Source organism: Azospirillum sp., assembly GCF_050789165.1.
Genome location: NZ_JBOZRT010000160.1, coordinates 70,004 through 80,516 on the forward strand (window position 1 = coordinate 70,004; position 10,513 = coordinate 80,516).

Annotated in this window: 11 protein-coding genes; 9 read left to right on the top strand and 2 right to left on the bottom strand. The window is 69.7% G+C overall.

Annotation, left to right across the window (positions count from 1 at the left end; genetic code table 11):
- Positions 1 to 50 precede the first annotated feature (50 nt).
- Together ACRWK7_RS34290 and ACRWK7_RS34295 are read right to left on the bottom strand one after the other, a co-directional pair.
- Positions 51 to 1,070, bottom strand: a complete 1,020-nt coding sequence (locus ACRWK7_RS34290) for a fumarylacetoacetate hydrolase family protein (protein WP_431862199.1) — start codon at positions 1,068 to 1,070, stop codon at positions 51 to 53.
- Positions 1,071 to 1,074: 4 nt separating this feature from the next.
- A complete protein-coding gene (locus tag ACRWK7_RS34295; protein ID WP_431862201.1) occupies positions 1,075 to 2,220 on the bottom strand; it encodes a homogentisate 1,2-dioxygenase in 1,146 nt (381 codons plus the stop codon).
- A gap of 92 nt (positions 2,221 to 2,312) precedes the next feature.
- On the opposite strand from ACRWK7_RS34295, the gene ACRWK7_RS34300 reads away from it, so the two are divergent.
- The 9 genes from ACRWK7_RS34300 to ACRWK7_RS34340 form a co-directional block, all read left to right on the top strand.
- Positions 2,313 to 2,828, top strand: coding sequence for a MarR family winged helix-turn-helix transcriptional regulator (locus tag ACRWK7_RS34300; protein WP_431862203.1), 516 nt, complete (start codon positions 2,313 to 2,315; stop codon positions 2,826 to 2,828).
- Between the two features lie 154 nt (positions 2,829 to 2,982).
- Positions 2,983 to 4,032 carry a TRAP transporter substrate-binding protein gene (locus tag ACRWK7_RS34305; RefSeq protein WP_431862205.1) on the top strand — a complete coding sequence of 350 codons (1,050 nt, stop codon included), beginning with the start codon at positions 2,983 to 2,985 and terminating at the stop codon, positions 4,030 to 4,032.
- Positions 4,029 to 4,547, top strand: a complete 519-nt coding sequence (locus ACRWK7_RS34310) for a TRAP transporter small permease (protein ID WP_431862207.1) — start codon at positions 4,029 to 4,031, stop codon at positions 4,545 to 4,547. Before ACRWK7_RS34305 ends, ACRWK7_RS34310 begins: the two co-directional genes overlap by 4 nt.
- Entirely contained in the window at positions 4,544 to 5,863 is a 1,320-nt protein-coding gene (locus ACRWK7_RS34315; protein WP_431862209.1) for a TRAP transporter large permease, read from the top strand. The genes ACRWK7_RS34310 and ACRWK7_RS34315 overlap by 4 nt, the downstream gene beginning before the upstream one ends.
- Positions 5,860 to 6,501: a maleylacetoacetate isomerase gene (maiA, locus tag ACRWK7_RS34320; RefSeq protein WP_431862211.1), complete on the top strand. Its 642-nt coding sequence runs from the start codon at positions 5,860 to 5,862 to the stop codon at positions 6,499 to 6,501. Before ACRWK7_RS34315 ends, maiA begins: the two co-directional genes overlap by 4 nt.
- Before the next feature lie 51 nt (positions 6,502 to 6,552).
- Positions 6,553 to 7,734, top strand: coding sequence for an NAD(P)/FAD-dependent oxidoreductase (locus ACRWK7_RS34325; RefSeq protein WP_431862213.1), 1,182 nt, complete (start codon positions 6,553 to 6,555; stop codon positions 7,732 to 7,734).
- Positions 7,735 to 7,874: 140 nt separating this feature from the next.
- Positions 7,875 to 8,120: a hypothetical protein gene (locus ACRWK7_RS34330; protein ID WP_431862215.1), complete on the top strand. Its 246-nt coding sequence runs from the start codon at positions 7,875 to 7,877 to the stop codon at positions 8,118 to 8,120.
- Positions 8,121 to 8,229: 109 nt separating this feature from the next.
- On the top strand, positions 8,230 to 10,038 hold the full coding sequence (locus ACRWK7_RS34335) for a carbon starvation CstA family protein (protein ID WP_431862217.1): 1,809 nt from the start codon (positions 8,230 to 8,232) through the stop codon (positions 10,036 to 10,038).
- Between the two features lie 79 nt (positions 10,039 to 10,117).
- Positions 10,118 to 10,513: pyruvate formate lyase family protein (locus ACRWK7_RS34340; protein ID WP_431862219.1), on the top strand; the 396-nt coding region annotated here is incomplete at its 3' end.

Consider the following 10,513-nt stretch of genomic DNA (forward strand, 5'->3'; position numbering starts at 1 on the left):
GTTTTACCCCCTCCCGACCTCCCCCGCTGGGCGGGGGAGGATTGGGGGCGTCACCGCCGCTCGTACTTCACCACCGTCTGGTCGATCGCCCCGAAGACGCTGCGCCCCTGCGCGTCCGTCATCTCGATGCGCACGCGATCCCCGAACCGCAGGAACGGCGTCGCCGGCTTGCCGTTCAGGATCGTCTCCACCGTCCGCACCTCGGCGAGGCAGGAGTAGCCGACGCCGCCCTGGTCGATGGGCTTGCCCGGCCCGCCGTCCAGCTTGTTGGACACGGTGCCCGACCCCACCACCGTCCCCGCCCCAAGGTGCCGCGTCGCCGCGGCGTGGGCGATCAGGCGGGCGAAGTCGAAGGTCATGTCCACCCCCGCCTCCGGCCGGCCAAAGTCCCTGCCGTTGATCCAGGACCGCAGGGGCAGGTGCACCTTGTGGTCCCGCCACGCGTCGCCCAGCTCGTCCGGCGTGACCGCGACGGGGGAGAAGCTGCTGGCCGGCTTCGACTGGAAGAAGCCGAAGCCCTTCGCCAGCTCCGCCGGGATCAGGCCGCGCAGGGACACGTCGTTCACCAGCATCAGCAGCTTGACGTGCCGCCCGGCGTCCGCCGTCGTCACCGCCATCGGCACGTCGTCGGTAACAACGGCGATCTCCGCCTCCAGGTCGATGCCGTGCTCTTCGGAGATCGCCTCGATGGGGTCGCACGGGCCGATGAACCGGTCCGAACCGCCCTGGTACATCAGCGGGTCGGTCCAGAAGCTCGGCGGCATCTCGGCGCCGCGCGCCTTGCGCACCAGCTCCACGTGGTTCACGTAGGCCGAGCCGTCGCACCACTGGTAGGCGCGCGGCAGCGGGGCGGCGCACCGCGCCGGGTCGAAGGGCACGGCGCCCTCCTCGTGCCCGGCCTCCAGCCGCTCGGCGATGATGCGCAACGCCGGTTCGGTCTCCTCCCAGCGGTCGAGCGCGGATTGCAGGGTCTCGGCGATCTCCGGCACCGCCACGGCGCGGGTCAGGTCGCGGGTGACGACGACGAGGGTGCCGTCACGGCCGCCGGCCTTCAGGGACGCGAGCTTCATGGCATCACTCCGCCGCCTTGGGGGGAGCCGGCGTCTTCCACGAGTCCACGTAGCCGGTGAACTCGACGCCGGCCGCGGCCTCGCCGACCTCCAGCGCGTCGCGGGCGTCGAGCATCACCGCGTACTCGTCGGTGGCCGGCTTCTTCGGCGTGAAGGCGTTGTTCAGCGCCTTCGGGTGCGGCCCGTGCGTGAAGCCGCAGGGGTGGAAGGTCACCATGCCCGGATGGATGTTGTCGCGCGAGAAGAAGTCGCCGGCGTGGTAGAACAGCACTTCGTCGAAGTCGTCGTTGTTGTGGTAGAACGGCACTTTCAGCGCCCCCGGATCGCTCTCGAACGGGCGCGGCGCGAAGGTGCAGACGACGAAGCGGTCGGCCACCCAGGTGGTGTGCGCGCTGGGCGGCAGGTGGTAGCGGTGGCTCATCACCGGCCGGATGTCCGCGACGTTCACCCGCACGACGCTGAGGTCGCCCTTCCAGCCCACCGCGTCCAGCGGGTTGAACGGGTAGGTCACGGTGGTGATGGCGTTGCGGCGCTTGATGCGCACCGTCCACTCGGCCTCGTCCTGCTGCGCCCGGAAGGCGTCGTCGAGTTGCGGCACGTCGAGCACCGCCGGGTCGAAGATGGCGTGCGGGCCGAGCATCCCCTTCTCCGGCAGCCGGTAGGTGGAATTGGTCGCCTCGATCAGCAGCGCGGTCACCGGCTCCGCGCACTCGATCCGCCACATGGTCGAGCGCGGCAGCACGATGTAGTCGCCGGCGCGGAACTCCAGATGGCCGTAGTCGCAGAACAGGTCGCCGCGGCCGGTGTGGATGAAGACCAGCTCGTCGCCGTCGCCGTTGCGGGCGAGATGGTCCATCCGCCGCGGCGCCCGCCACAGCCGCATGCGCAGGTGCGCGTTGTGCAGCACCAGCCTGGCGTCCCACGGGCTGGGATGCTCCTCGTTCAGCTTGGTCAGGTCGAAGGCGCGCGGCTTCAGCGGGCCGTCCCAGTTCGTCCAGCCGGTCGGCGGGTGGCGGTGGTACATGTGGGTGGCCGGGCCGAAGAAACCCTCCTTGCCCAGCTCGCGCTCGAACGTGCCGGACGGCAGGTCGGCGTGCGCCTGGCGCGACGCGCTGCCCTCGACGCGCGGGAATTGGATGTAGCTCTTCACGGTTGCCCTCCCATGCCCCCGTGATGCGGGGGCTTGACGCTTCATGCTCCGCCAGTAGGATTGTTTCAAACGAAACCGTTCGCAAGCCCCCAATGGCGCAGATCACCAATGAGCCCGTCGCGGACGACCCCGTCGAATCCGGGGGCGACGCCCTCGAACTGGGCCGCTTCCTGCCCTACCGCCTGTCGGTGGTGTCGAACCTGGTGAGCAAGGCGTTCGCCCGCCGCTACGAGGCGGCGTTCGGGCTGTCGATCCCGGAATGGCGGGTGATGGCGGTGCTGGGGCGCTACGCCCCGGCGTCGTCGGCCGAGATCTGCGCGCGCACGGCGATGGACAAGGCGAAGGTCAGCCGCGCGGTGGCCCGGCTGGTCGCCGGCGGGCTGGTCAGCCGCAAGGACAACCCGCTCGACCAGCGGCAGAACGTGCTGGCGCTGTCGAGGAAGGGCCGGAGCGTCTACCAGCAGATCGTCCCGCTCGCCCGCACCCTGGAGCGCGAGGTGCTGGAGACGCTGTCGGCGGACGAAGTCCGGCAACTCGACGCGCTGCTGACCAAGCTGCACGCCCGGGCCGAGGCGATGGCACCGGGGAGCGGCGAGGGGGTGGATTAGAATCCCTCTCCCGGGGCGGGAGAGGGTTTGTACACACCCCCAACAGTCCGACTTGACAAGCACCGCACGCAAACGGTTTCATCTGAAACCATACGACAAGAGGCCGCACCCGAATCGCGGCCCATCGGGAGGGACCAATCACATGACATCACGCGTGTCTCGTCGCACGGTCGTGCAGGCGTTCGGCGCCGGGGCGGCGCTCGGCTCGTTCGGGGCGGTTCTGCTGCCGCGCCGGGCCGAGGCGGCCACCACCTTCACCCTGTCGTCCTGGCTGCCGCCCAAGCACCCGATCGTGGTCAACGCCTACGAACCGTGGGCCGACGCGGTGTCGAAGGCCACCGACGGGCGCGTCAAGGTGCGCATCCTGCCCAAACCGCTGGGCGGCGCCCCGGCGCACTTCGACATGGCGCGCGACGGCGTCGCCGACATCACCTACGGCCTGCACAGCTTCACCCCCGGCGACCGTTTCCTGCTGAGCCGGCTGGCCGAGTTCTCGTTCCTCGGCGACGACGCGGCCAAGCTGTCGGCGGCCTACTGGACCCAGTATCAGAAGCGGCTGGCCGGGGCGAAGGAGCACGCGGGCGTGCACACGCTGGGCGTCTACTGCCACGGCCCCGGCGTCATCCACAACCGGGTGCGGCCGATCCTCAAGGCCGACGACCTGAAGGGGCTGAAGTTCCGCGTGCCCGGCGGCTATTCCAGCGAGCTGATGGGCCGCATGGGCGTCACGCCGCTGCTGGCGCCGTCGCCCGAAGTGTACGAGATGCTGTCGAACCAGATCATCGACGGCGTCACCTTCACGCTGGAGGCGCTGACCGCCTTCAAGCTGACCGACCACCTCAAATACTCCACCACCGTGCCGGGCGGCGTCTACAACACCTCCTGGTTCTTCGTGATGAACGAGGGCAAGTGGAACGCCCTGCCCGACCCGGACAAGGAGGCCATCAGCAAGCTGTCCGGCGAAGCCTTCGCCAAGCGCGTCGGCAAGGCGTGGATCGACGCCGACAACGCCGCGATGGAGAAGATCAAGGCCGCCGGCATCCAGGTCACCGCCGCCGACACCGCGCTGGTCAAGGCCATCGCCGACAACGCGAAGGTGCTGGAGGAGGCCTGGGCCAAGGAGGCGCAGGAGAAGCGCGGCGTCGACGGCAAGGCCGCGCTGGCGGAGATCCGCGCCGCCACCGGCGTCACGCTGCCGTCATGACCGTGGCGGTGCCGGAGGAACGCGAGCGGGGAGATGCGGTCCCCTCCCCCACCCGCCTGATGACCCGGGCGCTGGGGGTGCTCGCCGCCGTGCTGCTGTTCGGCATGGCGGCGATGACCACCGCCGACGTGCTGGGCCGCGACTTCCTGGGTGTCGGCGTGCCGGGGTCGTACGAGCTGACCTCGCTGCTGCTCGCCTCGCTGATCTTCGTCGGCCTGCCGCTGACCACCGAGCGCGAGGAGCACGTGGCGGTGGACCTCGTCGACATGGTGGCGTCGAGGCGCGCCGTGCGGCTGCTGAAGGGTCTGATGGGCGTGCTGAGCGCCATCGTGCTGGCGTTCCTGGCGTGGCAGCTGTGGGTGCGCGGCATCCGCCTGGGAGAGGACGGCAGCCACACCAACGTGCTGCGCTTCCCGCTGGCGCCGGTGGCCTACCTGATGGCGGTCACCACCGGCATCGCGGCGCTGGTGCAGACCGCGCTGGCGGTCAACGACCTGTCGGGGCGGCGCCCATGACCGAATCCCTCGTCGGCTTCGGCGCCCTGTTCGGACTGATCTTCCTGCGCATGCCCATCGGCTTCGCCATGGCGCTGGTCGGCACCGTCGGCTTCGCGCTGATGGTGGACTGGGGACCGGCCTTCGCCATGCTGGGGCAGAGCACGTTCGAGGGCGGCTTCTCCTACACGCTCTCCGTGCTGCCGCTGTTCATCCTGATGGGCAACCTGGTGACGCGCGCCGGCATCTCGAACGAGCTGTACACGGCGGCCTACGCCTTCCTCGGCCACCGGCGCGGCGGGCTGGCCATGGCGTCGGTGGTGGCCTGCGGCGGCTTCGCGGCGGTGTGCGGCTCCTCGCTGGCCACGGCGGCGACCATGTCCAAGGTCGCCATGCCGCCGATGCGCAAGTTCGGCTACCACGACACGCTGGCGACCGGCTCCATCGCCGCCGGCGGCACGCTGGGCATCCTGATCCCGCCCAGCGTCATCATGGTGATCTACGGCATCCTGACCCAGGCCGACATCGGCAAGCTGTTCATGGCCGGCATCCTGCCGGGCATCCTCGGCATCGTGCTGTACCTCGCCGCCATCGCGGTGACGACATGGCTGCGCCCCGAGCTGGGACCGCCCGGCGAGCGCATGCCGTGGCGGGAGCGGTTCGTCGCGCTGAAGGGCGTCGGCGGTATGCTGGCGCTGTTCGCGCTGATCATGGGCGGCATCTACGGCGGGTTCTTCACGCCGACCGAGGCCGCCGGGGTCGGCGCCTTCGCCGCCTTCCTGATGGCGTTCGCGCGCGGCAAACTGACCATCCCCGTGCTGATCGACCTGCTGGTGGACAGCGCGCGGACCACCGCCATGCTGTTCGTCATCATCATCGGCGCCACGCTGTTCGCCAACTTCGTCACCTTCGCCGGCTTCGCCGACGCGCTGAAGGACTGGGTGACCGGGCTGAACGTGCCGCCGCTCGCCGTCGTGCTGGCGATCATCCTGATCTACCTGGTGCTGGGCTGCCTGATCGAGAGCATCTCGATGATCCTGCTGACGGTGCCGATCTTCTACCCGATCATGATCGAGCTGGACTTCGGCATGAGCCAGGACATGATCCTGATCTGGTTCTGCATCATCGTCGTGGTGATGACGGAGATCAGCCTGATCACCCCGCCGGTCGGCATGAACGTCTTCGTACTGCGCGGCGTGCTGCCGGACGTGGACCTGCAGACCATCTTCCGCGGCATTATGCCGTTCCTGGTGTCGGACTTCGTGCGCATCGCGCTGCTGGTGCTGTTCCCGACGATTTCCCTGCTGCTGCCCTCCCTGATGCGTGGTGCTCCATGAAGCTGTACGGCTACTTCCGCTCCTCCGCCGCCTACCGGGTGCGCATCGCGCTGAACCTCAAGGGTCTGGCGCCCGAGCACGCCTTCGTCCACCTGCGCAAGGGCGAGCAGCAGGCGGACGCCTACGCCGCGCTCAACCCGCAGAAGTTCGTGCCCGCCCTGGAGACCGACGACGGCGCCCTGCTCACCCAGTCGCTGGCGATCGTCGAGTACCTGGAGGAGGTGCACCCCCACCCCGCCCTGCTGCCCGCCGACTCCGCCGACCGCGCACGGGTGCGGGCCATCGCGCTGGCCATCGCCTGCGACATCCACCCGCTGAACAACCTGCGCGTCCTCAAGCACCTGGGCAAGGCGCTGGGCCTGGACGAAGAGGCGCGCAACACCTGGTACCGCCACTGGATCGCCGAGGGCTTCGAAGCGCTGGAGGCGATGCTGGCGGACGACCCGCGCACCGGCCGCTTCTGCCACGGCGACCAGCCGACGCTGGCCGACGTCTTCCTGGTGCCGCAGGTGGCCAACGCCGAGCGCCTCGACTGCGACCTGACGCCCTACCCGACCATCGTGCGCATCGCCGCCGCGGCGCGCGCCCTGCCGGCCTTCGCCGACGCCGCGCCGGAGAAGCAGCCGGACGCGGAGTAGTTGACGCCGCGCCCCCGCTCTGGCCCGATGGCGCCGGGAGGATTCCGGGACATGGCTCAACGCTTCGACGTGGTGATCATCGGCGGCGGCGTGATGGGGTGCGCCACCGCTTATTTCCTGGCGAACGACCCCGGCTTCGGCGGCCGCGTGGCGGTGGTCGAGCGCGACCCGTCCTACGCGACGGCCAGTTCGGCTCTGTCCGCCAGCTCGATCCGCCAGCAGTTCTCGACGCCCGCCAACATCGCGCTGTCGCGCTTCGGGCTGGAGTTCCTTCGGACCGTCACCATGCACCTGTCGGTGGACGGCGACGCCATCGACCTCGGCCTGCGCACGCCCGGCTACCTCTACCTCGCCACCCCGGCGGGCGAGCCGGTCCTGCGCCAGAACCACGCCATCCAGCGCGCCTGCGACGTGCCGGTGGCGCTGCAGACGCCGGACGCCCTGGCCGCCCGCTTCCCGTGGCTGAGCACCGAGGGGATCGTCCTCGGCTCGCTGGGCCTGGACGGGAGCGAGGGCTGGTTCGACGGCTACGGCCTGATGCAGGCGTTCCGCCGCAAGGCGAAGGCGCTGGGCGTCACCTTCATCACCGGCGAGGCGTCAGGGATGGAGGTGCGCGGCGGCCGCGTCGCGTCGGTGACCCTGGCGGACGGCACGCGGCTGGACTGCGGCGTGGCGGTCAACGCCGGCGGCCCGCGGGCGCGCTCGGTGGCGGCGCTGGCGGGAGTGGAGCTGCCGGTGTCGGCGCGCAAGCGCTGCGTCTTCGTCTTCGACTGCCGGCAGGAGCTGCCCGGCTGCCCGCTGGTCATCGACCCGTCGGGCGTGTGGTTCCGGCCGGAGGGCAAGACCTTCATCTGCGGCGCCCCGCCGCCGGAGAGCCGCGACCCCGACACCCTCGATCTCACCGTCGAGCACGACCTGTTCGACGAATACCTCTGGCCGGCGCTGGCCGAACGCGTGCCCGCCTTCGAGGCGATCAAGGTGACGGGCGCCTGGGCCGGGCACTACGAGTACAACGACGTCGACCAGAACGCGATCATCGGCCCGCACCCGGAGGTGACCAACCTGCTGTTCGCCAACGGTTTCAGCGGGCACGGCCTGCAACAGGCGCCGGGGGTGGGACGCGGCCTGGCGGAGCGGATCGTGTACGGGGAGTACCGCACGCTGGACCTGACGCCGTTCCGGTATGAACGGCTGGCCGAGGGGAAGCCGCTGCGGGAGTTGAACGTGATTTGAGGGCGAGGCTTCACGCGAACACCGCTCACCTGCAAATCCCGACCGCTCACCGCCTCCATACCCCCGCTCCGGGGATCCCCGCCCCGGTCCGCCCGCGTGCGGCGTAGGGTCCGGTCCAGACCGAACCCGGAGCACTCCCCATGTCCACCGCTTCCAAGACCGTCACCGTCGCGGTGCCCGTCACCCTGCACGTCACCGTCCGCGTGCCCACCGGCACCGCCGTGGACGCCGAGGCGATCGCCGCCTGCGCCGCCGAGCACTTCGCCCACGTCAGCCACGCCGAGATCGCCGCCTTCAACGAGGTGAACCGCGTCCACCCGGAGGCCCCCGGCGCCGTCGACGCGGTGTCCGCCACCGTCGAACGCCCCCGCCGGGCCGCCGCTTAATCCCCGTTGGCGACCGCTCGCCACTCCATTCCGCCGTTCCCGGCATCCTGGCCCCACCCGCCCGCCGACGGGCGTACACCAGGGCCAGATCCTCCCAAGGAGAGCCGTCATGGATCACGCCCTTACGTTTGTGATCGCGACACTCTGCATTCTCGCACTCTGCTACCGCTTCTACGGCGTGTTCTTCGTGCGCAAGGTGCTCCGTGCCGATGATTCCGAAGTCACGCCGTCCCACCTGATGGAGGACGGCCGCAACTACGTCCCCACCAAGAAGTGGGTCAACGCCGGCCAGCACTTCGCCGCCATCGCCGCCGCCGGCCCGCTGGTCGGCCCGGTGCTCGCCGCCCAGTTCGGCTACCTGCCGGGCTTCCTGTGGCTGCTGATCGGCTGCGTCATCGGCGGCGCCGTGCACGACACCGTCGTGCTGTTCGCCTCGATGAAGCACAAGGGTCAGTCGCTGTCCGAGGTCGCCAAGGCGGAGCTCGGGCCCATCGCCGGCTGGTGCACCGGACTGGCCATGCTGTTCATCATCACCATCACCATGGCCGGCCTGTCGATGGTCGTCGTCCACGCGCTGGAACGCAACGCGTGGGGCGCCTTCGCGGTCTTCATGACCATCCCGATCGCCATGGCGCTGGGCCTGTACGAGCGGTTCACCGGCTCGTCCAAGGGCGCCACCTACGTCGGCATCGCGGCCATCGCCGCCTCCGTCTTCGCCGGCCCGTACCTCCAGGGCACGATGCTGGGCGACTGGCTGACCCTGCACAAGGAGACCGTGGCGCTGGCGCTGCCGGTCTACGCGTTCTTCGCCACCGCGCTGCCGGTGTGGATGCTGCTGACCCCGCGCGGCTACCTGTCCAGCTTCATGAAGATCGGCGTGTTCGGCGCGCTGGTCGTCGGCGTCGTCTTCATCAACCCGGAGATCCGCTTCCCGGCGCTCACCGACTTCATCCACGGCGGCGGCCCGGTGCTCGCCGGCCCCGTCTGGCCGTTCATCTCCATCACCATCGCCTGCGGCGCCATCTCCGGCTTCCACGCCTTCATCGGCTCGGGCACCACGCCGAAGCTGATCGACAAGTGGAGCGACATCCGCACCGTGGCCTTCGGCGCCATGCTGGCGGAGTGCGTGGTCGGCGTCATGGCGCTGATCGCCGCCACCGCCCTGCACCCGGCCGACTACTTCGCCATCAACTCGGCGCCGGCGGTCTTCAAGACGCTGGGCATGGACGTGGTGGACCTGCCGCGCCTCAGCCAAGCCATCGGCCTCGACCTCTACGGCCGCACCGGCGGCGCGGTGACGCTGGCCGTCGGCATGACCGAGATCTTCACGCGCATCCCGTGGTTCGACCACCTCGCGTCCTACTTCTTCCAGTTCGTCATCATGTTCGAGGCGGTGTTCATCCTGACCGCCGTGGACAGCGGCACCCGCGTCGCCCGCTACCTGATCCAGGACCTGCTGGGCGACCTGTACGCCCCGATGAAGCGGCTCGACTGGATGCCCGGCTCCATCGTCGCCAGCGTGATCGCCTGCGTGGCCTGGGGCTACCTGCTGACCTCGGGCGACATCAACTCGGTGTGGGCGCTGTTCGGGGTGTCGAACCAGCTGATGGCCTCGGTCGGCCTGATCATCGGCGCCACCATCATCCTGCGCCTGTCGGAAAAGCGGGCCTACATGCTGACCTGCCTGATCCCGCTGGCCTACCTGTTCGTCACCGTCAACGTCGCCGGCTACTGGATGATCGCCAACGTCTACCTGAACCCGGCGGCCAAGGGCTACAACCTGTTCAACGCCGGCATCTCGATCGTCATGCTGTCGCTCGGCTTCGTCATCCTGGTCTCCGCGCTGAAGAAGTGGACGGAACTGCTGCGGATCCGCTCCGCCGCGCCGGCCCCGCTGGTCGCCACCCCCGCCGAGTAAGCCAACCGGTAACCCACACGCCCACCGGAGGTGCCGCCGCCCAGCGCGGCGGCATCCTCCCCATTCAAGGGTTAGGATCATGGATACCTTCTTGACCGAATCCATCGTCGCATCGCTGGCGCCGACCCCGGCGCCCCACCCCTGGCGCGGCTTCGCGAAGGGCGTGTGGCAGACGGAGGTGAACGTCCGCGACTTCATCGTGCGCAACGTCACGCCGTATGAAGGCGACAGCGCCTTCCTGGCCGGGGCCACCGGCAAGACCAGGGCGCTGTGGGACACCGTCGCCGCCCTGCTCAAGCAGGAGCGCGCCGCCAAGGGCGGCGTGCTCGACGTCGACACCGAGACCTTCGCCTCCATCGTCGCCCACGCCCCGGGCTACATCGACAAAGACCTCGAACTCATCGTCGGCCTGCAGACCGACAAGCCCTTGAAGCGCGCCATCATGCCCTTCGGCGGCTGGCGCATGGTCAAGAAC

Excerpts from the sequence above, each read along its gene's own strand:
- ACRWK7_RS34290 (WP_431862199.1), bottom strand. The coding sequence starts at position 1,070 with ATGAAGCTCGCGTCCCTGAAGGCCGGCGGCCGTGACGGCACCCTCGTC.
- ACRWK7_RS34300 (WP_431862203.1), top strand. The coding sequence starts at position 2,313 with ATGGCGCAGATCACCAATGAGCCCGTCGCGGACGACCCCGTCGAATCC.
- ACRWK7_RS34310 (WP_431862207.1), top strand. The coding sequence starts at position 4,029 with ATGACCGTGGCGGTGCCGGAGGAACGCGAGCGGGGAGATGCGGTCCCC.
- ACRWK7_RS34315 (WP_431862209.1), top strand. The coding sequence starts at position 4,544 with ATGACCGAATCCCTCGTCGGCTTCGGCGCCCTGTTCGGACTGATCTTC.
- maiA (WP_431862211.1), top strand. The coding sequence starts at position 5,860 with ATGAAGCTGTACGGCTACTTCCGCTCCTCCGCCGCCTACCGGGTGCGC.
- ACRWK7_RS34325 (WP_431862213.1), top strand. The coding sequence starts at position 6,553 with ATGGCTCAACGCTTCGACGTGGTGATCATCGGCGGCGGCGTGATGGGG.
- ACRWK7_RS34330 (WP_431862215.1), top strand. The coding sequence starts at position 7,875 with ATGTCCACCGCTTCCAAGACCGTCACCGTCGCGGTGCCCGTCACCCTG.
- ACRWK7_RS34335 (WP_431862217.1), top strand. The coding sequence starts at position 8,230 with ATGGATCACGCCCTTACGTTTGTGATCGCGACACTCTGCATTCTCGCA.